Genomic DNA, 20,534 nt, shown 5'->3' with positions numbered 1-20,534 from the left:
CTCCCCTGCGCGCTAAAGGGGTCGGTTTCGATGCAGCGTTGCAGGGGGCGCCAAGTCGCACCGGTACTGAGGCAGCGGACCGATTAGGGGCCCGAGAAAATAGTGCGAAATGATGCGTTTTGCAGACTACCCGACGAGAGGCGGGGGAAATTTGATAGAGAAGTGAAACGGAAGTGGCAGATTGATAGTAAATGTATTCCTGACAGGTTTTGAGAAGGCTGATGGGTTACGACCCAAATCGGGTGGTCCGAGGACCGCCGCAAGCAAGTTCAAGAGCGTTCTTCAACAATCATGATCATTAGTTCTACACTGCCAAGCCATATTTAATGGCGATCGATTTCAATAGGTTAAGGGCTTTTTTGCAATGCATAATAATATTATTGAACGCGCATGCGCGTTCAAGTCAATAGACGAGCATGCTGCCTAATACCTGTTATATCTAAGGAGACACTCGGATGCCCTCGCGTATCTCTGGACAAGATTTGATCCAGATCAAGGACGCTGTCGTCCAGGATTTCGATTCGTCAAATTGGCGCGAGCTTGGTGCCCTCACAAATATGATTGATGAGGTTGAGAGACACCCCCGACTATTGCGGAGCCTCTCTTTTGGCGACCCCGATTATGACGGGTTGGCATTGACCTTTCTGCGAAAAATGATAGGTCAAGAAGACGAGAATCTTGATATTGTCATGAAATATATTCACAAAACCTGCGGCAATGCTGGGGAGAACGTTTCTAGTGAGGTAGCCCAAGGGCGGAAAATAGTGTTTTCTCCGACCATCTTTGACGTTCCCAGCGATTCTATCGATACAGACCTGATCTCGGTAATGATGCCTTTCGACGCCTCAATGAGCGGTATCTATAACGCTATTGTATTAGCTGCCCAGCAAGCAGGTTTCGAGTGCCAAAGAGCGGACAATATCTGGGACCACTCGACCGTAATCCAAGATGTTTTCACACTCATTTTTAAGTCTTACATTGTTGTATGCGACTTCACAGGTAAGAATCCGAACGTATTTTACGAAGCTGGTATCGCACATGCATTGGGAAAACATGTGGTGCCAATTACTCAATCAGAGCAGGACGTGCCGTTTGACTTAAGGCATCATCGCTTTGCCAAATATCTGAACAACGGTGAAGGCTTGGAAAGGCTGAAGGAGGATTTGGCCAGTCGCTTTTTAACGTTGGCCACGAGGCGGTCGAGTTCAGGCTGGGTATAACCAGTTGCCACACTCGGAAAATTACTCGCTGCGCTCATAATTTTCCGGTGAGCAAGGCGTTATTCATATAGAGGGATTTAAATGTTCTTTGAGCCGGAATTTATCGCGAAGGTGGAAGAGGAGCCTATCGAAGGGCTAGTCAAGGCATGCAAGAGGGCAATGGCTGCACAAGATGAACTAGACAATAGAGAAGAATGGACTGCTCAGGAGCATGAACTACTGTGGGAGGCGTCGATATTCGTGGATTTAATAATAAAAGCTAAAGAAATAGATTTGGATTTAGAGCTCCCTGAGCCATCGATAAATATTCACGAGAACTGCAATACTCTTAGAAAATATCTTGAGGAGGTTGAAAAAACTCTTCAAGGGGAAGCTACAAAGTTAAAAATAAATTCTTTTAAAAAGCAATATGAAAACGTGCTTAAGTCATCATTCGCCTATGAATTTACTCAAGGTGATCTTGACCGTGTGCAATTACTCATCAATGAGATCAGAACGCATCTTTCAAGGGTTGATAATTTAGATTCGGGGCACAAGCAACGTCTTTTAAAAAGGCTAGAGAGTTTACAGGCTGAGTTGCACAAACGTGTCTCGGATCTTGATAGGTTCTGGGGGTTGGTAGGCGACGCAGGAGTAGTTCTTGGAAAGCTTGGCAAAGACGCAAAGCCAATCGTAGACAGAATAAGAGAAGTTGCAGAAATTGTGTGGAAAACACAGGCACGGACAGAAGAATTACCCAGCGGCACCAACAATCCTGTTTTAGAACAGAAAGCTGACTCATAATCAGCGCAGACACAGTGAAGCCCATTACATTGCGTCTTCGGCCCCATCTCATAGGCGCGCATGCTGCAGGCGTTAGCTCTTCGAAGGAAAAGAGAATTATGTGGGAATTTTCTGGTTCAGTTGAATACGTGTGTAATAGCTGCGAATCTAAGGATGAGATTTCCATAGCAGATTTCTCTGTCGAATGTGTGGGTGGTGGTGATCGCCAAATGGGGGAGGAAAACTTATATGATGTGATTCATGAGTTCGAGTGCACTGGCTGTGGTGCAGGCATCTCTCTTAATTTTCAGGTCTCTGAATACCCAACAGGAGCACTAAACTTTACACTAAACAACTCAACTGGAGCACAGACTGAGGGCGAGCCGGAGTTTGAGTATGTTAGAGAAATTTACAACGCAAGAGACTTGTTTGAACTACATGAATCAATATCAGAACTGATCACAGCTTTAAAAGCAGACAATCGGTTTCTTAGTGAATTAACATCTCGTCAGTTCGAGGAGATTGTTGCTGAAGTTTTTAACCATAAAGGCTATGAAGTCGATTTGACCAAAAAAACAAGAGATGGCGGAAAAGATATCATTGCCATTCATACAGATGCATTAGGAATAAAAAATAAATATTTTATTGAGTGCAAGTATTACTTGGAAAGCAACAAAGTCAGTGTTGGCGTAGTGCGAGAAATATATGGAGTTAAAAACACGAAAGATGGCCCGAACAAAACAATCGTAGTGACTACTTCGACTTTTACTAGCGATGCGAGAAAGTTTGTAGAAAATGAGGCGTCGAGCAGCTGGGATTTATCTTTGGTAGATAGAGAACAGCTACTTAACTGGTTAAATGAGTATAAAAGCTAACAAGGCGCTGTTATCGGACCAATTTCCCGCTACGCTCCAAATTTTCCGCAGAGAACGGCGTTAGCCATATAGGGAGTTAGATGGACGAAAGTACCTTGGAAAAACTTGCTGGGTTCATATGCGGTAACGATGAGGAAAACCCTGAATACCGATCTGGCTCGAAGATAACAGCGTTCTTTCAGAGGGCTGGCTTACCTCAGTTCGTCCATGATGGTTCCACTCGTCAGTGGTGGGTTTTGGAACGGCTTAAAGAGTGTAACCGGGAGCAACTGGCTGGAGTGCTGAAAAGGCTGGCATCGCCAAGGGAGTACGCAGGAGATAGAGAAAAGACAAAATCCGCATTGCTTCAACTGAATAACATTCTCTATGTTGAGGGCTTCAAGATAAAACTCGTGGAGACGGAGCCTAAGTTTGAAAAGATTACAGTAGATTTTTCCAATGTGGGTGAGAATGAATACGAACTACAACCATTGTCGGCTCCTGATTTCCTTGCTCTAGGTCTAGAGTACGGGGTTGGAGAGGTCCTGAAGAATCGCTGGGAGGAGTCTCAGCGCTGTGTTGACGCTGGAGCCTTTCTATCCGCTACCATTGTTATGGGTAGTATGTTGGAAGGTTTGTTGCTAGGAGTATTCCAGAGAAATCCTGCATTTGTAAATAGATGCCCGAGTGCACCAATGGATCATAAGACAGGGAAGGTGAAAAATTTCGCTAACTGGAAGCTGGCCGAGATGATAGATGTTGCCCATCACGTTGGATGGCTTGACCTGGATGTTAAGAAGTTCTCTCATTCTCTGCGGGAGTTCAGAAATCTTATTCATCCATACGAGCAGATGGCAACCCGTATGAATCCTGATGCTGATACATGCGGGATCTCGTGGCTAGTAGTGCAGGCTGCCGTCAATGATTTAGCAAAGCAGTTAAAAAATGGCTGAATAGCGTGGATTATCAGATAGATACTGTCCCGCGCTCCAGCCGCAACTGCAAGCGTTATGTAATTAATGGAGGTCCACTTTGAACGGAACCGCTGCTGCTTGCGAAAGGTTCTTTAGGCTGTACCACAAGCATTGTGTCTCACCGGACCGGGACACACTGTTTAACTATCTGAATAGCGTTCATAGCCTGAATGACAAGCTGAATTTAAATCATCAAGAAAACTTCTTTGAAATTGAAGAGTTTGTTGCTTTAAAAGCATTGAGAAACCTCTATCATCACCAGGAAGAGTTGATCAACGAGCTCAAAATCATACCTGTTCAAGAACTGCCTCCGATAACAACAGACCTATTGTATCTCTGCTTGGTTCCAAGAGCCCTAATCGAGGCCTCTATAGAAAATATCAGCGCGCGCTACCGTAAAGACCAAGAGAAGATGATTCGATCAATTTTGGGTTGGCATGGTGAGGTAGTGAACATCAACCCCTGCATCTTCAATTTCTCTGTGAAAGTGTTTGAGAAGATATGTGATTTGGGCATGGACGTATCAGGTGAAGAATTTGAAGAGTTCAAGGCTTCATACGCCTATGAAAATGAATGGGGGCACTCTCATTTCGTTACTGGCGAGATAGGGTGCCACAGTGGAAGTGTCGACGATGTTTTAAGAGTTGCCTATGGCAACGTTACATAACAATTGCAGGCAGAGAGACGTCCTTTAGATTGCGCCTTCGGCTCCACCCCAAAGATGCGCCGCGTGTGAGCGGTCAATCTCCGCAACCCACACACAAGGGCCCTGGGCGATCTCGGCGGCAATGGTATCGGGTGTGACGCCCATTTCGGCGAGCTGCTCGAGCGAAAGATGGTTCTCGGCCACGCTGGTGCGAATGGCGAAGATCTCCCCAATGTCTGTCTCTCTCGCTTCTCTCACTTGAATTGACATGAATCGATACGCTTGGCAGTGATTGACAAGCCCATGGGCGATCATTGTGGGGCACACTGTGCCCACAGACGAGCTTGCTGGGCGGCCTGGAGCCGTAGCGGCGTAGTTATGCGATGGACAACCATAGGGTCAGCTTTTGAGGCTGAGAGGTATATCGCGTGGTATATCTGAATTATCCAACCTGGATAATTGCTCGCAAAAACATATAGATACCTCTAATTATAGAATCCTGATGGGGCACCAAGTAGTCTCTTCCGCTGTTGCCCAGAGACCTATAAAAGCGCTGTTGATCACAGGCTTGCAATTGCCATCGATTGGCCCCTCCCTGAAGAGACAGGTATACGGACGGCAGGATCAATGGCCAATCCCCTATTCGATTGTCACTTGTAGACCGACGTGCGCTTGTCCTTACCAAGACGGAAACAGCCAGGCCAGCTAGCGTCGATCAACTGCCACCCAGCAGCGTACCTGCCGGGTGCCATCCACGATCGATGCGAGCCATCGTTGCACCTGGGTCGTCAAGCGCTCGAGCGTTGCCGGGTGGCTTCCAGAGCAGCCTCCAGGCTCAAAGGAGGATGGAAGAAGTATCCCTGCCCCGCGTCACATCGAAAATCCCGTAGCCGATCTACAGTCGCCTGATCTTCGATCCCCTCTGCGACGATCTCGAAGCCAAAGTGCTGCAGCATCTGGATCAGGCGGAAAACGATGGCTCTACTGCCGGCGTTGTTGTCGATGTCGCTGACCAGGCTCCTGTCCAGCTTGATGACGTCCGCGGGAATGCGCCGGAGGTAGTTGAGATTGCTGTAACCACTCCCGAAGTCATCCAGCGCCACCCTGACCCCGGCATCTCGAAAGACCTGGATGGTTTCGACCGCGCGGGGATCCTGGAGCAGCTCCTCCATTTCCAGGCACTCAACTTCCAGATAGCTGGGGCTGACACCATGCTCGTCCAGCATGTCGAGAATATCCAGCGCGAAGGATTCCTCGAGCAAGTTCGTGGTCGTGACATTGACGGACACGACCAAGGGCACGCCTTCGCGTTCGAATCGCTTGATCGCGTGAATCGCCTCGCAGACGACCCACTGGGTCAGGGGACTGATCAACGTGGTCTGGCTGATCAGCGGGATGAAATCCAGGGGCGGCACATTGCCATACTTCGGATGATTCCACCGCAGTAGTGCTTCGACCCCCACTACCTCGCCCGATCGCAGGCTCACTCTCGGCTGATAGACCAGGTGCAGCTGGTCGGATGCCTGAAGCGCCTCCAGGAACCCCGTCGTGAGTTCAAGCTGGCGGCGCTGCGCCTGGTCGAACTCCACGCAGTAGGGCATCACGGGTTTTCTTTTGCTCAACGCCTCATGCAGCGCGCTTAGCGCCCGGCCAAAAGCATCGACGGGCCTGGTGAGTCCGGGGTCGAAGTCGTAATAGCCAGTGCGGAGGTTCAATCGGGTTGGCAGATTCGTTTCATATTCACCGCTGGACACCCTGGCGGCCAATGCCTTCAGTGCCGTGAAGGCGATCTGTTTATCTGCCTGCTTTATCAAAATGGCGAATCTTGAAAGCGTTACCGCATAGAGAATCTGACTCGAGGGTAATGAGATTCTCAATAGATTGGCGACGTCCCGCGACTGGCTCTCGACCGCATCGATGCCAAACCCGTGCATCAGTTCGTTGTAGTAACCCGGCCTGGTGGTTTCGACAAAGATCAATGTGGCCGGCAGAGCCGCCTGGTCGGGCGCTCTTTCATTGAGCGTGTTCAGATCTCTGATCAATTTCTGCCGGTTAGGTAACATCGTCACGGAGTCGATAAACCCAACGGTATTGCTGGTCTCGAAGATGCCCTTGGCCAGCTCGGCAAGGGTGACGAGGATGCCGCGGTCACGCTCGCTGAGCGAGCGTGGCTGGTAGTCGATGGCACAGACACAACCCATGGCCTGCCCCTCGCTGGAGAACACCGGCGCCCCGGCGTAGAAGCGAATCCGGGGTTCGGCCACGACGAGAGGATTGTTCCGATACTCTTCATCGAGCGTCGTGTCTTCGATCACCGTCAGCGCATTGCGCTCGATGGTTCGCTGGCAGATGGCCAGGTTGGCAGGCGTTTCGCTCACCGGGAAGTTCTGCTTCGCCTTGATCCACTGGCGCTCCTCACCGATCAACGTCACCAGGCTTGTCGGTACACCGAGGAGTTGCGTGACGAGCCTGGTGATATTGTCCAGCGAACGGTCCGGCCCAAGCTGCGCGAGTCGCTGGGCCTCCAGCGTCGCGAGCTTCTGGCGTTCGCTCTGGGTAAGATTTCTATCGACGCCCAAGCCTTACTCCCGAATGATGAGCAACATCGGAACAGATCTGTCTTCCTTATCGGCTTTAACGAGCACAAATTCAATCGATACGAAATCAGAGCGCCCCGTTGACGGGGCGCTGAGCGATTCGATCAGAAGGCCTCCCAATCGGCGCTTTCCCTCGCCGGCTCGAGAGCCCTCGGCTTGAGCTGCCTCGACGCCAGCTGTCGATCCCTGGGCGGATTGGCATTGGGGTGGTTGCTGGTCGCCCGTGACGGGGAACCGTCGGTGTCTTCGGCCCCCTTGAAAAAAGAGACCTCTCTCAACAGCTCGGCCGCTTGCTTCTGCAACGACCGGCTCGCCGCGCTGGACTCCTCGACCAGGCTGGCATTCTGCTGGGTGACACCGTCCATCTGCGAAACGGCGGTATTCACCTGATCGATGCCCTGGGACTGCTCACGGCTGGCCACGGCAATCTCTCCAGCCAGGGTGGTGACGCGATGGATACCCTCGACGATCTCCGCGAGTGCATTCCCGGCCTGGTCGACCAGCGCAGAGCCGGCATCCACTTGTGCGATGCTCTCTTCGACGAGTCTCTTGATATCCTTGGCGGCCTCAGCGCTCCGGCTGGCGAGGTTGCGGACTTCGCTCGCCACGACGGCAAAGCCGCGCCCCTGTTCGCCCGCGCGCGCGGCTTCCACCGAGGCATTGAGCGCCAGCAGATTGGTCTGGAAGGCGATTTCGTCGATCAGCCCCACGATGCCAGCGATTTCCCGACTGGAAGCGTTGATGCCCCCCATGGCCTCGACCGCCTTCTGGGCGACTTCTCCACCCGAGCTGGCCTGTTGGCTGAGGTCATTGACCAGACGATCGGCCGCCAGGGCATTCTCGGCGTTCTGCCGGACCGTTGACGTGATCTCATCCATGGACGCGGCTGTCTGCTCCAGGCTCGCGGCCTGTTCCTGGGTGCGGCGACTCAGATCGTCGGTGCCTTGGGCGATTTCATTCGCCGCGAGATCCACGGACTCTGCATTTCTTCGAACGGTCAGGACCACGCTGGAGAAGCGCTCCTCCATCGTTTGGAGGGAGCGAAGCATGTCGCCGAACTCATCCTTGCAGGTAATGTTGATGTCGTTGCCGAGCTTGCCTTCGGCCAGCGCGTCGGCGAGCGCACGCGCCTTGCCCAGTGGCGTCATGATGCCGCGTGTCAGCCAGATGGAAAGCCCAACCCCGATGACGATAGCCAGAGCGATAGCGCCAAGCGTCAAGGCACGCGCCCGCTCATAGTCCGCCGTGGAACTCACATACGCGGTGCCGGCCTGCTGGCGATTGAGTTCGACCACTTGATTGATCGTGTCCAGAACCCGGGTGTATCCACTATTGAGGCGAGCGCTGGAAATCTCCTGGGCACGCTGGAAGTCCCCCCGCATCATCGCCTCGTACTGCTCGTCCAGATCGGCGCGCAGTGAACTCAGCGCGGTCTGGAATTGCGTCGCCAACTGTTTCTCGGCATCGCTATCGACTCGCTCGGGGTAGTAGTCGGCCCAGGCTTCGTCAGCCTCGGCATCGTTCTCGGCCAGGACCTGATGGAGCTGGCCGAGGGTTTCGACGTTCTTATCCCTCTGCGCTTGAAGCGTCAGCACCCGGTTGCGTAGAAGAAGATTGCTGACCCGCCCCAAATCCTCCATGGTCACGACGTTTCTGTCGTAGGTTCCCCGCATTTTCTGATTGCCGGTGCTCAGACCCCATAGCGCGAACAGACCGATCACGATCACCATCGCGATGCACAGCCCTAGGCTCGCACCGAGACGCAATTTGACACTTCGATTGAGTAACAACATCCATCTTCTCTCCGTGAGGCCCTTCGCTTCCTGCGGTGGGCGATACCCATCAATGCAGCTGGAGACCCGGGAGTGCGTCCCATAGGCCAGCCACCTCGCTTGCGATATCGGCACCCTCTCACGAGAACTTAATAATAATTAGCGATTGGATGGCATAGGCAAAATTGATCACGGGGCGCTCGAGCGCTTGGCCAGCCTCATTCACCTGGCCACGCTCCCTGCCCAGGGTCAGGTCGACGCCAGACAGGCCTTGGCTTGGTTGCATAAAAATGCATATTGATGCAGATTTACGCAAAATCATGCAGGGAAGTCGTCATGCTCAATGTCCCCCAGACCCGGCAACAGAAACTCCTGGCACGGCTCGCCAACGGCGATGAGCTGATCGCCCAGGAGCTCGCCGTGGAGTTCGAGGTATCGCTGGACACCATCCGCCGCGACATCATCGCCCTGGAGCAGCGGGGCGAAGTGCAACGGGTTCGCGGCGGTGCGGTCTCCGCCGCGCCTCCGTCACCGCCGATGCAGTATCGAACCTCGAACCAGAATCCTGCGGTCGCGGCGATTGCCTCCCGCACGCTGCGCGAAATCGAGGGCGCGTCGACGCTGCTGCTGGATGGCGGCACTACCCTGCTGGCGGTGGCCGAGCGGTTGCAGCCGAAGCCGGGCTTGCTGGTCATGACCCCATCGCCGTGGATTGCCGTGGCCTGTCAGAAAAACGGGGTCGAGGTGTTCATGCTGGGGGGAAAATTGAGCCCCAGCGGCGGCATCAACGTCGGCGATGCCGCGCTGCTGGCCACGACGGATGTCCATGTCGACATCGCCGTGCTCGGCGTCTGCGGAATCGACCCTGCCTTCGGCCTCAGCGCCGATGACCTGCACGAGGCGCAACTCAAGCTCGCGATGACACGGGCCTCGGCCAGAACGATCGCCCTGGCCTCGCGCGAGAAAATCGGTCGCCGCGCACGCTATCGCGCGGTCGCGCCTGAGTATCTGGACTGCCTCATCACCGACGCCGACGCCAGCGCCGTCATGGACTTCAATCAGGATGGGATGGAAATCATTCATGCCTAGTGCACGCCGGATCTGGCTCGCCGTTGCCGCCGCTTTTGTCCTCAACGGGGGCCTGTTCGGCGCCTGGGCATCGCGGATCCCCACCGTCGTGCAGCGCAACGGGATCGATGGCGGCCAGTTGGGGCTGTTATTGCTGCTGCTTGCGTTGGGCGCCATCGTCTCCTTCCCGCTCGCCGGCCGTGCGTCGGATGCTTTTGGCGCGGCAAGAACGACACGCGCCATCGCGATCTTCTACACGCTGACGCTGATCCTGATCGCGCTGGCCCCGGGGCTTTGGGTGCTGGCACCCGCACTGTTCCTGTTCGGCGGCGCCCACGGTGCCATGGACGTGGCCATGAACAGTTGGGCCGGCGAGGCGGAGCGACACATCGGCAAGCGAGTGATGTCGTCACTCCATGCGATGTGGAGCCTGGGCGCCGGCCTCGGTGCCGCCGCCGGCTACCTGGCGGTCAAGCTGGAGCTGGGACTGGTGGTCCATTTCACCGTCTTCGCCTTGTCGCTCTACGCCGTCACGAGCTGTATCGCCTCTCCTCGCTGGCACTCCGAAACCCGCCCACGCGCTCCCGGCGGCAGCCTGTTTCCGCTGCCCAGGGGTGGCCTGCTATGGGTGGGTATCATTGCCATGTGCGCCTCGATCGGCGAAGGCGCCATGGCGGACTGGAGTGCGCTGTTCCTGGTGGCCGTGACGTCGGCCAGCGAAGCGCAGGCGGCGCTGGGCTATACCGTGTTTTCGGTAGCCATGGTGGTCATGCGGCTCATGGGAGATCGCCTGATATCGGCCTTTGGCCCGACAAAGGCGGCGCGCTTTGCCGGAATCTCGGCGCTGGCCGGCGTGCTGCTGGCGGTGCTGTTCGCTAATCTCTATACCGCGCTGGCGGGCTTCGTGCTGCTTGGCGTGGGCTACGCCCTGATCATGCCGTTGGCGATCACCCGTGCCGCCAACGATCCGGATACGCCGCCGGGCGTGGCGATCGCCAGCGTCTCGACGCTGGGTTACGGGGCGATGCTGGTCGGCCCACCGGCGATCGGTTTTACCGCCCACTTCATCACCCTGCACTACGCCTTCTGCCTGCTGGGCATCCTGGCATGCTTTATCGTCATCTTCGCGCCGACGCTCGACCGGCGCTGATCCGGCCACACACCGCTAGCGGTTACCGCGATGCCCATCCCCGACCGAGGAGGATGTCAAGCGATGAACGATACGGCTCGCCCCGGTCAGGCGCGGGCCGTTCAGGCCGAATGACCCAGCAGTACGCGCAGTTGCTGACGATTCTCGACCAGATCGGCCAGCACATAGCCGTCGAGCACGGCCAGAAAAGCCTGCTGGGCCTTGGCTAGCACGCCCTTCAAGCGGCAGCCCGGTTCGATCGGACAGGTCGATTCCGGCCCGAAGCACTCCAGCAGTTCCAGGTTTTCAGTTTGCCTTACCAGCGCGCCGATGCCGATCTCCTCGGCGGGCTGTTGAAGCCGCAGGCCGCCTCCCCGCCCGCGCAGGCTGGCCACGTATCCCAGTTGCACCAAAGTCTGGGCCACCTTGGCCAAATGATGGGCGGAGATGCCGTAGTGTGCCGCTGCCGCCTGTACCGTGGCCGGCATCTCATCGCTTCTCACCGCCAGGTAGATCAGCAGTCTCAGGGCGTAATCGGTGTGCGTCGTCAGTTTCATCAGCGCTTGACAGTTATAATTTGGTAAATAATACTCCTGTTTAAATAGGTATTTAAAATACCGATTAAAAACCTGCCACAGGAGTCGATATGCCAACCGCCGCCCAGATCGAGATCGTCAAACGGACCATCCCGGTGCTGAGACAACATGGCGAGACGCTGACCCGCCACTTCTACGCCCGCCTGTTCGAGCACGCACCCGACGTCCGGCGCTACTTCAATCCCGCGCATCAGCGCTCCGGCGGTCAACAGCGCGCCCTGGCCGGCGCCATTCTCGCCTACGCCCAGCATATCGACGATCCGGCGGCGCTTAGTGACGCCATCGAGGTGATCGCGCAGAAGCACGCCTCGCTGACAATCCAGCCGGAACACTACCCGATCGTCGGCGAGCACTTGCTGGCGTCGATCCGGGAGGTGCTGGGCGATGCCGCCACCGCCGACGTGCTCGATGCCTGGGCGGCTGCCTACGACGAGCTGGCGGGGGTATTCATCGAGCGGGAACGGACGATCTACGCCGAACAGCGCGCGCATCAGGGCTGGGCGGGATTCAAGCCGTTCACGATCGTGCAGCGCGAACGCGAGAGCGACAACACCGTCTCCCTCTATCTGGTGCCGGCGGACGGCAGCGAGCCGCCCGCGCATCTACCGGGGCAGTATGTCTCGATTCGCGTGCAGGATGCCGATGGCCATACCGCCATGCGCAACTACAGCCTTTCCAATGCGCCGGGCGCTGCGGCTTATCGGATCAGTGTCAAACGTGAGGTCGGGGATGGCGAGGTGCCGGGCGGCGATGTCTCGAACCGTATCCACGACGGCCTGGACCAGGGGGATCGACTCGAGCTTTCCCCACCGTGCGGTGCGTTCACGCTCGAGCTGCCGGAGCCTGACGACCGGCCACTGGTGTTCATCGCCGGAGGAATCGGTATCACACCGCTGATCTCCATGGCCCACGCAGCACTGCAAGCTTCCCCGTCGCGGCGGGTGATCTTCATCCAGGCCGTGCGCCACGGCGGGCTGCGACCCTTCACCTGCGAACTGGAGACACTGGCCGGCCGTTACCCGAGCTTCAGCCTGCACGTCTGCTTCACCCAGCCTCGAGAAACGGACGGCGTCGGCGACCCAAGAGCCAAGCGCGGCGAGCTGGAACCGGCAGATCTACAACGCTGGATCGGCGGTTGGGAGGCGACCTACTATTTCTGCGGGCCGCTACCGATGATGAGCCGGGTCGACCGAATGCTGGAAACCCACGGCGTGGCGATTGATGATCGCCGCTACGAGTGCTTCGGCCCCGCACAGCCGCTGGCCGCCCGAGCGGATGATGAGGGAACGCTGGAAATGCACCATGAACCGACCCTGGCCTGACACCCACCGGGAGATAGCGCCATGACCTGCGAATTCATCAATGACCTGGGGTTGGATGCCCCGATTTTCCAGGCACCCATGGCGGGCGTCTCGACACCGGCCATGGCGGCGGCGGTCTCCAATGCCGGAGGACTGGGTGCGCTGGGAGTGGGGGCGGCGACGCCGGATATCGCGCGCAGGACCATTCAGGAAACCCGCGCGCTGACCGCTCGGCCGTTCAACGCCAACGTCTTCTGCCACGCGCCGGCGCTCCCTGACAGCGACCGCGAACGGCGCTGGATCGAGCGCGCCCGTCCGCTGTTCGAATCGTTCGGCGCGACCCCACCGGCACGGTTGAGGGAGATCTATGCGTCCTTCCAGGCGAGCGACGCGATGCTCGAAGTCCTGCTCGAGACCCGCCCTGCCGTGGTCAGCTTCCATTTCGGCCTTCCCCGACCCGACCAGATCGAGGCGCTGCGCCTGGCGGGCTGCCGGCTGATGGCGACCGCGACGTGCCTTGCCGAGGCCCGGCAGATCGCCGGACGCGGGCTCGATGCGATCATCGCCCAGGGTTGGGGTGCGGGCGGTCATCGCGGCGTGTTCGACACCGATGCCACGGACGAGCGGCGAGCGACCCAGGCACTGACCCGCCAGCTCGCCCAGGAGCTCCCCTTGCCGATCATAGCGGCCGGGGGCTTGATGAACGGCGCCGATATCGAGCGCGCCCTCTCCTGGGGAGCGGTAGCGGCGCAACTGGGGACGGCGTTCATCCGCTGCCCGGAAAGTGCGGCCGACGACGCTTACCGGGCTCACCTGGTCTCCGGCGCGGGCACCGTGATGACGCGTGCGATTTCCGGTCGCCCGGCCCGCTGCCTGGTCAATCGGTTTACCGCTTGGGCCGAAGATGCGGACTGCAAGGATATTCCGGCCTATCCGAGTACCTACGATCTCGGAAAGGCGCTGAATGCCGCGGCCAAGGAACGAGGCGAAACGGGCTTCGGAGCACAATGGGCTGGTATCGGCAAAGCGCGGGACGACAGCCTCCCGGCGGGAGAACTGATTCTAAAGCTGGAAGAAGAGCGACGGGCGGCGGCTTCAGCCGGCGGTCATCGGTTCGGATAGCGAGCAAGATCGATGGGCGATCCGGCTCAGGCAATCAGCACAGCGGATAAGAGACCCTGTCGTGACAGGCCTCAGATACGCTGCTGTTCCTTGCCAATCAGCTCCACGGCATCCTGCCGTGCGTCCCTGTGAGAACCGCTTCCTGCGGTTTCCTTCCGTTGATTCGGTACCTCCCTGGTACCGACCCCCACAGTAGACGGGTTATTCGGTGAATAAGTTGATCCAGATCATCTAACGCGAAATAAAATGCGATGCTCGAGAATCCGGCTGTCGCCAGCCGGCCGCATCCACACCAAGCCTCCCGAGGCTTCCTTGCCTAGCGTCCCTGGCGGCATGTTTGGATATGTGGACCCCGCATCATCCCTGACGCAAGGCTCACTGTGGTGCAGAAAGCCCGATCACGCCAACGCGGATAGCGAAAGCGAGCGCTATCAATGTGGCCCGGGCCACTCACAATGGTCCATTAATCATGCGCTTGACCGGAGTCAAGCCACTCGCGCGCTACTGGAAAAAGAGATGTCTCGAGACGAGAGGCGTCTAGTCGTCCAGTTCGCGGATCCACTGACGTACCCGGTGACGCCTCAGGCGCGACGCATATCGTCGAGTGACGAGCCGCGTCGGCACCAGCGCTTCGCCGGACTCGCCCATGGTCAGCGAGAACGTTCTGGCGGCCCCCACGGGCGAATCCTCGCTGCCGTAAACGGCGATGACCCGCAGCTCTATCGACTGGAGCGTGCGCCCATCGGTTGACTGAAAGTCATCGGAGGGAAGGCCGTTGGCACGAAGCACCCGGCCGACGATGTCATGAAAGGTGCCGATATGATTGTAGCTACCCGAGAGCATCGGCCCCTGCCGGGTCGTTTCGATCAAGCGCCCGGCCTCGCCCTGCTCGTCAGGCGACGCCTCGAAATCGATCAGGTCCTTGGAGATCGCCTCCCGGTCCGAATGAAGGATCGCGATGATGTGCTCGATGAAGATCGGCTCGGGGCTCATGTTGCTGATGACGCAACGGGCCTGCAGCGTGCGGCCGAACCCGCGATTGATGATGATCTTGGGTTGACGTTGGCGTCTAAAATTCAGGTACAGCAGTTGCGCATAGAATAGCCAGACGAAGAGCGTACACACACTCGTCAATGCCGTAATGGCCGAGCTGTTTTGGGAGATCCAATCCATTATATCGATGCTCGCAACCTCTTCCCTCCAGGCATCGCTGCCGGCCGCAGTAGAGAAACGATCCCGCTCTCGAACGATACGCGGCTGAAATCACGCTGGAACGATCACGTTGCCCCATGGCGCCAGCGTCCGCAATGCCCCGGATAATGAAAGGGGAGAATCTTCCATAAAATAAAGTGGGGAGCCGGCAAACCGGCTCCCCCTAGCGCTGCTCGTCCCTGAAGCCATCCATGGCTGCTACCGACGGCAGTCCCTGCCCACGCGTCCTGCGACATCATCCTTGTACAGTCAGGCTTCCCTGCCTCTACACACTGTGAACCCTTCAGCCATTAGATGAATTGATCCCTATCAAGAACGTCGAACCTTTTTGTTTCAAAATGTTTCCATACTTAAGGTGGAAATCATTGAATCAGCGAGTGCCATGCCGTTTTCACCCTAAAAGCCCTCATTGATAGATAACGCCTGCGACAAGGATGACTGAATCTTGCCACCTCACCATAAAGCGCTCGACGCTCTGTCGACGCCTCGAACCCAAGTTAAATTAATGATTCTAAAGCTGGGGGAGCACATTACAATCGGCAACAAATAAACGGGAAAAATCGACCTGAAAAATTACACGTTCAGCGCTTTTCGATAAAAGCACTGCAAGGGCAACTCCGCCGAAATTTACTGTTCTGGCTAGCATCCCTGCGGCCGCTTCGACCCGGTATGGCAAAACGGTCTCCGCTGACTCTTTCCCATAGCCGGGTTATTTTTACCATCCGCTTCCCTCTCGCGCCGGACAGCCACTGCGGACAATCACTGGCAAAAAGCACTTTTCCGAGAGGTGCGAATTCCGAGATACACGGTCAGTAAAGCGACGAGGATCCTGCATCACACATTATTATCAAGCCAAGATACATTAACGGCGAAAGTCGCTCATGCTCCTCGACCTTTTATTCGGCACCAGTGATGCATTCCACTTCGGAATCGGCAAGGTAAGCGACCACTCCAGTCGCGTACTTACCTGTCCACAATGCCCAATAGCCACTCCATGGATCACGAACTCTGCTATAAGGGCAGCAACCCTGGATCAAACGTCGTTCCGGGGGGTTGCTTCATCAACGGTATGGTTACTTGTTAACTCTAGCCCTTCGGCCACCGGATCGTGTAGTCCGCCACCACCGACCAGTCGCGCTCACCGAGACCCGAATCGACCGTTTCGGCCATTCTTTGATAGACCGCCGCCAGCATCGGTAGCGAACCTCCGGTTTCCTCGGCGGCCTCAGTAGCCAGGCGCAGATCCTTGAGCCCCAAAGTCGCCTTGAATCCCGGTTCGTAGTTACCCGCAGAGATGTTGGCCGAGTAGACCTGGTAGGAGCGACTGCCGAACAACGTGCCAAGGATCAATTCGAAGAAACGATCACGCTGCACACCGTTGCCCTCGGTCAGCGAGACCGCTTCCGCCATTGCCTCGATCGCCATGGCAATCATCATGTTGCAAGCGATCTTGGCCGCATTGGCAGCGAGCGGCCGGTCGCCCATGAGCCATACCTGCTTGCCAATGGCCTCGAACACCGGTTGTACCCGATCAACCGCCGCGACGCTTCCCCCTGCGAGGATGTTGAGTTCACCCTTGGCAGCGACATCCGGCCTGCCCAACACCGGCGCCGCGACGTAATCCACCCCGGCGTTGGCATGCAGGGCCACCAGCTCGTGCGAGAACGCCAGCGAGATGGTCGAGGCCACGATATGTACCGTGCCTGCTGCAGCATTTTCCAGGACACCGGCTTCCAGCAGCGCCTCCCGAATCGCCGCATCGTCGGGGAGCATGGTCAGCACCGCGTCACTCTGGAACGCCTCCTGTGGCGAAGCCACCATGGTCACGCCGTCGAGCTCGCCACCGGAGCGGTTCCAGGCCTTGACCGTGTGCCCAGCCGCAACGAGATTGCTCGCCATGGCGCGCCCCATCGCCCCCAATCCAATAACGCCAATATCCATTGCGCTACTCCTGTTGTCTGAAGGTTTTCGGCACCAGCCTTCTATTGATGTTTACCGAGACCGCTTGAGCAGCCGGTAATGAGCCAAGTCTTGTTCATGACGCTCTCCTCGATGTCTTATGCAAAAATCTGTGCAGTCCGTTCATAGCGGCTGGCGTTACGGTCGCCCGGCCCCCGAGATGGGGCCGGACTGATAGGTATGGCCGACCAAGCTCATGCGTTCGCCAGGCAGCCAAGAATGTCCGCGGCGGACGTGACATAGACCGTGACGGCTGTCTCTCTTTACGTAGCTGTCATGCAGACTCTCCTTGCCGATCATTCACGGCTCAAGCGCCGAAGCCGCCATCGATCGTGTGCATGGCACCGGTAATGCCGCGCGCGTGTGGTCCGGCCAGATAGGCGGTCAGATGGGCCACGTCCTGGGCGGTGCCGTGACGCTTAATCGCCATGACGCTGTGCATCTGCTCGGCAAGTTCGCCGTCGGCGGGATTCATGTCGGTATCCGTTGGCCCCGGCTGCACGATATTGATCGTGATGCCGCGCGGCCCAAGATCCCGGGCTAGCCCGCGTGCCATACCCTGCAGCGCCGACTTGCTCAGCGCATAGGCGGCAAGGCCCGGAAACGGCATCCGATCGCCGTTGACCGACCCGATCACGATGATGCGCCCACCTTCCTTCATGCTCCGGGCAGCCTCCACTGATGAGTGGTACGGCGCTCGCACATTGACGTCGATCAGATGATCGACCGCATCCGGATCCAGCGTCAGCGGATCACCCGCTACCAGTACACCGGCGTTGAATACCATGATGTCCAGAGGCCCCGCCTCACGCACGGTCGCCATCATCGCGTCGCGGTCGGCCGCATCGGTCTGGACTGCTGTCGCCCCGGTCTTCGTCGCGAGGCTTTGCGCCGCTTCTCGCGATCCGGAGTAGGTAAAACTCACCCGCGCCCCGCTATCGGCAAAGAGAGCCACGATGGCGGCGCCAATGCCACGGCTTCCCCCAACGACCAATACACGCTTGTCCATGAAATCCATGTAGGGCACCTCGGGTAGCAAATTGGATAGCGATCACTATAGAATTAGGCCAGACGCCTGCGCAAGGGTTTTTGTAGTGACCACTAAAGAAAATACCAAATCAACGCCGAGGCCTCGAGGCCGACCCCGTGCCTTCGACATGGAAACCGCACTGGATACGGGCCAGCGGTTATTTCATGCCAGTAGCTACGAGGCGGTGGGATTGGCAGCACTGACCGACGCACTGGGAGTGAAACCGCCCAGTTTCTACAAGGCGTTTGGTAGCAAGTCCGAGTTTTTCGAACAGGTCATCGAGCGCTACGCGCAAGCGGCCCTCGCGCTGGACGAGATTCTGCTGCCCGGTCGGGCGCCGGTCGACGCACTGGCGGAATTGCTGGAGAGCGCCGCACGAACCTATGCGCGAGATCCGCAGCGGCGGGGTTGCCTTGTACTCGAGGCCGCGCGAGGCCCTGACGGAGATGACAGCGTCATTCACGCACGCCGGATGGCCAATCAGCGCCGCGACCGAATTCGCGAGTTCGTCGCCCGCACCCATCCGGAGCGCGCATCCGCGGTGACCGACTTCATGGACAGCACGATGTCCGGGCTCTCAGCCAGTGCGCGGGAAGGGATGGACGAGTCCCGGTTACTCGATGTGGCACGCACCGCCGTTGCGGGACTGAAGGCGCAATTGGATGCGAATTGATGGTGGGTATCCCCCCTCATCTCTTTGTTGAGGTCACAACCTAAGTTTTCGACAGGTTCGGCGTCATGTCGAGCGGCTAACATTAATCCGGCAGTCTTTGGTCAAAGGACTCGTTATGACGGAGAAGACTTCGAATATGGTGGGCCCAGTAGGACTTGAACCTACGACCAAGGGATTATGAGTTTGCTTTTAAAACAATAAGTTACTGACACAAAAGGAAAACTGACCGAAATCTAGCGTAAGGTACAGTTCTTTGTAATCAGTAACTTAGCGGAAGTTAAGGATAGCACACGAAGCTGGTGTGTGTACCGATAATGTACTGATTGAGATGTGATGGTATTTACCTGACAGTTGACCACTGAAAGCGAGTTGGCATAGCGCTCCCCGTGGACTGTAGGGAAACGGCAGAAAACACTGCTTAACTATAGGGAGCCCACGGGGGCATGTGTTAGGCGAATACAATCACTATACAATCTAGCACTAATCAGCCAAGCGCTAACCAAACAACTTCATATTAGGTGACGCAAGGACATCAATTCCATATAGAGACTCAACTTGATTTAAAAACACATTCTTCCCACCATAGCTTGGATGGCGAACTTTAAAAACCTCACAAGTATTTCGAAACTTATTAGCAGCACTCGAAGCATCATTTCCAACTGCAATTAACCTTTTCGGCCTCAGATTATCAATGAGCATTGATAGAAGCTCTTCTCCTGCCTGCCTTTCTTTAGCGTTATGGTTTCGATTACTGAATTTGGCCCCTGGCTCAAATGGGTGTAGTGGGAAAACATTCCACAAAAAAACAGGTAAAGTGATTTTCTCCAAAACGCCCCAAATGACAGAAGCAGTTCTCTCCGGCATAGCATCCCCTTTGGTAGGACGATCACATTCAACCGACCATCTGTTAACGTGATGAGACAAATGTACATCATCAGTAAGTGCCAAGCCAGTCCGCCTACCACCTCTATAACCTAAATCTCTACCAATCCAAATAGCATCAACCTCTACTTTATCAGCAGCTTCCAACATTCCTCTTAACATCTTCCTGCGTTTTTGTGGCGCATCAAAATAATCATATACTTCGCACTTTTCCACATAAGGATTAAAGGTGTTATCAAATGATAAACCGGATAATTCCTTAACGAACTTATCAGCGCTCACAAGCATCTCCAAAAGAGCGGTACAGGAGAGTTCTTTTCTCTCTGTCACCTATCACAATACCACCATCATTTTCTCTAACTTTTCTAAAAACAGCATAACCTTGAAGAATGGCATCTTCCCATAGCTTTAATGGGCATTTCTCCACCTCATAGCCTTGAACAAACCTCTGGATGGTTTTAAGTATATCATAAGAAATGCCATCATGCCCTTCGAAATAATCTAACCTTTTTGAACAAGAATAGAGCCATGCTGTTAAACCTTCTTCAACAACAATGGCCCTACCGCCATCCTGGGCTTCATCAAACATACGGTCACTTTTTCTTTTTTGCTTGATCAAAGCCCTAAAAGTAGGTGACCAATGAAGAATTGCCGCATGAGCAAGATGCAGCACATCATGGAAGCGATAGCCGTCAGGGTCTTTAATATTGTCTGTCAATGGTGATCTTACCCAGCAA

Annotated in this window: 19 protein-coding genes; 10 read left to right on the top strand and 9 right to left on the bottom strand. The window is 56.2% G+C overall.

All coding sequences use genetic code 11. The features are described from left to right. The first annotated feature begins 455 nt into the window (after window positions 1-455). The 5 genes from DOM54_RS19465 (at window position 456) to DOM54_RS19445 (ending at window position 4,477) form a co-directional block, all read left to right on the top strand. A complete protein-coding gene (locus DOM54_RS19465; protein ID WP_110717920.1) occupies window positions 456-1,220 on the top strand; it encodes a hypothetical protein in 765 nt (254 codons plus the stop codon). 81 nt (window positions 1,221-1,301) lie between these two features. Continuing rightward, window positions 1,302-2,003 carry a hypothetical protein gene (locus DOM54_RS20330; protein ID WP_206019159.1) on the top strand — a complete coding sequence of 234 codons (702 nt, stop codon included), beginning with the start codon at window positions 1,302-1,304 and terminating at the stop codon, window positions 2,001-2,003. Window positions 2,004-2,101: 98 nt separating this feature from the next. Next, the gene (locus tag DOM54_RS19455) at window positions 2,102-2,857 is read left to right on the top strand and encodes a restriction endonuclease (protein WP_110717919.1); all 756 of its coding nucleotides are present in this window, start codon (window positions 2,102-2,104) and stop codon (window positions 2,855-2,857) included. 80 nt (window positions 2,858-2,937) lie between these two features. Next, complete coding sequence (locus tag DOM54_RS19450) at window positions 2,938-3,789, top strand: hypothetical protein (RefSeq protein ID WP_110717918.1); 852 nt, start codon at window positions 2,938-2,940, stop codon at window positions 3,787-3,789. 79 nt (window positions 3,790-3,868) lie between these two features. Next, a complete protein-coding gene (locus tag DOM54_RS19445; RefSeq protein WP_110717917.1) occupies window positions 3,869-4,477 on the top strand; it encodes a hypothetical protein in 609 nt (202 codons plus the stop codon). A gap of 24 nt (window positions 4,478-4,501) precedes the next feature. Here DOM54_RS19445 and DOM54_RS19440 read toward each other — a convergent pair whose 3' ends face one another. The 3 genes from DOM54_RS19440 to DOM54_RS19430 all read right to left on the bottom strand — a co-directional run bounded on the left by DOM54_RS19440 (window position 4,502) and on the right by DOM54_RS19430 (window position 8,846). Next, the gene (locus tag DOM54_RS19440) at window positions 4,502-4,726 is read right to left on the bottom strand and encodes a hypothetical protein (RefSeq protein ID WP_110717916.1); all 225 of its coding nucleotides are present in this window, start codon (window positions 4,724-4,726) and stop codon (window positions 4,502-4,504) included. A 518-nt stretch (window positions 4,727-5,244) separates the two neighbouring features. Beyond that, window positions 5,245-7,035, bottom strand: coding sequence for a sensor domain-containing phosphodiesterase (locus DOM54_RS19435; RefSeq protein WP_110717915.1), 1,791 nt, complete (start codon window positions 7,033-7,035; stop codon window positions 5,245-5,247). A gap of 122 nt (window positions 7,036-7,157) precedes the next feature. Then, window positions 7,158-8,846, bottom strand: a complete 1,689-nt coding sequence (locus DOM54_RS19430; RefSeq protein ID WP_110717914.1) for a methyl-accepting chemotaxis protein — start codon at window positions 8,844-8,846, stop codon at window positions 7,158-7,160. 315 nt (window positions 8,847-9,161) lie between these two features. Here DOM54_RS19430 and DOM54_RS19425 point away from each other — a divergent pair, with 315 nt between their 5' ends. Both DOM54_RS19425 and DOM54_RS19420 read left to right on the top strand, forming a co-directional pair. Beyond that, window positions 9,162-9,914: a DeoR/GlpR family DNA-binding transcription regulator gene (locus DOM54_RS19425; RefSeq protein WP_162619941.1), complete on the top strand. Its 753-nt coding sequence runs from the start codon at window positions 9,162-9,164 to the stop codon at window positions 9,912-9,914. Further along, window positions 9,907-11,043 (top strand): MFS transporter, encoded by a 1,137-nt coding sequence (locus DOM54_RS19420; protein WP_110717912.1) that lies wholly within the window; start codon window positions 9,907-9,909, stop codon window positions 11,041-11,043. The genes DOM54_RS19425 and DOM54_RS19420 overlap by 8 nt, the downstream gene beginning before the upstream one ends. 101 nt (window positions 11,044-11,144) lie before the next feature. On the opposite strand, the gene DOM54_RS19415 is transcribed toward DOM54_RS19420, so the two are convergent. Then, window positions 11,145-11,579: an Rrf2 family transcriptional regulator gene (locus DOM54_RS19415; protein WP_110717911.1), complete on the bottom strand. Its 435-nt coding sequence runs from the start codon at window positions 11,577-11,579 to the stop codon at window positions 11,145-11,147. A gap of 89 nt (window positions 11,580-11,668) precedes the next feature. Between DOM54_RS19415 and hmpA the strand changes: the two genes are divergently transcribed. Together hmpA and DOM54_RS19405 are read left to right on the top strand one after the other, a co-directional pair. Continuing rightward, entirely contained in the window at window positions 11,669-12,940 is a 1,272-nt protein-coding gene (hmpA, locus tag DOM54_RS19410) for an NO-inducible flavohemoprotein (protein WP_110717910.1), read from the top strand. A gap of 21 nt (window positions 12,941-12,961) precedes the next feature. Then, window positions 12,962-14,041 (top strand): NAD(P)H-dependent flavin oxidoreductase, encoded by a 1,080-nt coding sequence (locus tag DOM54_RS19405; RefSeq protein WP_110717909.1) that lies wholly within the window; start codon window positions 12,962-12,964, stop codon window positions 14,039-14,041. 537 nt (window positions 14,042-14,578) lie between these two features. Here DOM54_RS19405 and DOM54_RS19400 read toward each other — a convergent pair. From DOM54_RS19400 to bdcA, 3 genes are all read right to left on the bottom strand, one after another. After that, window positions 14,579-15,214: a hypothetical protein gene (locus tag DOM54_RS19400; protein ID WP_110717908.1), complete on the bottom strand. Its 636-nt coding sequence runs from the start codon at window positions 15,212-15,214 to the stop codon at window positions 14,579-14,581. Between the two features lie 1,125 nt (window positions 15,215-16,339). Then, window positions 16,340-17,239 (bottom strand): NAD(P)-dependent oxidoreductase, encoded by a 900-nt coding sequence (locus DOM54_RS19395; RefSeq protein WP_338067029.1) that lies wholly within the window; start codon window positions 17,237-17,239, stop codon window positions 16,340-16,342. Between the two features lie 280 nt (window positions 17,240-17,519). Then, entirely contained in the window at window positions 17,520-18,230 is a 711-nt protein-coding gene (gene bdcA, locus DOM54_RS19390; RefSeq protein ID WP_110717906.1) for an SDR family oxidoreductase, read from the bottom strand. Window positions 18,231-18,369: 139 nt separating this feature from the next. On the opposite strand from bdcA, the gene DOM54_RS19385 reads away from it, so the two are divergent. Further along, entirely contained in the window at window positions 18,370-18,915 is a 546-nt protein-coding gene (locus DOM54_RS19385) for a TetR/AcrR family transcriptional regulator (protein ID WP_110717905.1), read from the top strand. Between the two features lie 495 nt (window positions 18,916-19,410). Here the strand turns inward: DOM54_RS19385 and DOM54_RS19380 are convergent, their stop codons facing one another. Further along, window positions 19,411-20,079, bottom strand: a complete 669-nt coding sequence (locus DOM54_RS19380; protein ID WP_240613977.1) for a uracil-DNA glycosylase — start codon at window positions 20,077-20,079, stop codon at window positions 19,411-19,413. Then, window positions 20,069-20,534: hypothetical protein (locus DOM54_RS19375; RefSeq protein WP_476748605.1), on the bottom strand; the 466-nt coding region annotated here is incomplete at its 5' end. The genes DOM54_RS19380 and DOM54_RS19375, both read right to left, overlap by 11 nt.

The sequence above is a fragment of the Salinicola acroporae genome (genome assembly GCF_003206615.1).
In the GTDB taxonomy this organism is placed as follows: Bacteria; Pseudomonadota; Gammaproteobacteria; order Pseudomonadales; family Halomonadaceae; genus Salinicola; species Salinicola acroporae.
Note: the sequence above shows the minus strand (reverse complement) of the source record. Positions and strands in the feature narration are given on the sequence as shown.

Coding starts and splice junctions, on each gene's coding strand:
- DOM54_RS19465 (WP_110717920.1), top strand. CDS start 456: ATGCCCTCGCGTATCTCTGGACAAGATTTGATCCAGATCAAGGACGCT.
- DOM54_RS20330 (WP_206019159.1), top strand. CDS start 1,302: ATGTTCTTTGAGCCGGAATTTATCGCGAAGGTGGAAGAGGAGCCTATC.
- DOM54_RS19455 (WP_110717919.1), top strand. CDS start 2,102: ATGTGGGAATTTTCTGGTTCAGTTGAATACGTGTGTAATAGCTGCGAA.
- DOM54_RS19450 (WP_110717918.1), top strand. CDS start 2,938: ATGGACGAAAGTACCTTGGAAAAACTTGCTGGGTTCATATGCGGTAAC.
- DOM54_RS19440 (WP_110717916.1), bottom strand. CDS start 4,726: ATGTCAATTCAAGTGAGAGAAGCGAGAGAGACAGACATTGGGGAGATC.
- DOM54_RS19430 (WP_110717914.1), bottom strand. CDS start 8,846: ATGTTGTTACTCAATCGAAGTGTCAAATTGCGTCTCGGTGCGAGCCTA.
- DOM54_RS19425 (WP_162619941.1), top strand. CDS start 9,162: ATGCTCAATGTCCCCCAGACCCGGCAACAGAAACTCCTGGCACGGCTC.
- DOM54_RS19420 (WP_110717912.1), top strand. CDS start 9,907: ATGCCTAGTGCACGCCGGATCTGGCTCGCCGTTGCCGCCGCTTTTGTC.
- DOM54_RS19415 (WP_110717911.1), bottom strand. CDS start 11,579: ATGAAACTGACGACGCACACCGATTACGCCCTGAGACTGCTGATCTAC.
- hmpA (WP_110717910.1), top strand. CDS start 11,669: ATGCCAACCGCCGCCCAGATCGAGATCGTCAAACGGACCATCCCGGTG.
- DOM54_RS19405 (WP_110717909.1), top strand. CDS start 12,962: ATGACCTGCGAATTCATCAATGACCTGGGGTTGGATGCCCCGATTTTC.
- DOM54_RS19400 (WP_110717908.1), bottom strand. CDS start 15,214: ATGGATTGGATCTCCCAAAACAGCTCGGCCATTACGGCATTGACGAGT.
- bdcA (WP_110717906.1), bottom strand. CDS start 18,230: ATGGATTTCATGGACAAGCGTGTATTGGTCGTTGGGGGAAGCCGTGGC.
- DOM54_RS19385 (WP_110717905.1), top strand. CDS start 18,370: ATGGAAACCGCACTGGATACGGGCCAGCGGTTATTTCATGCCAGTAGC.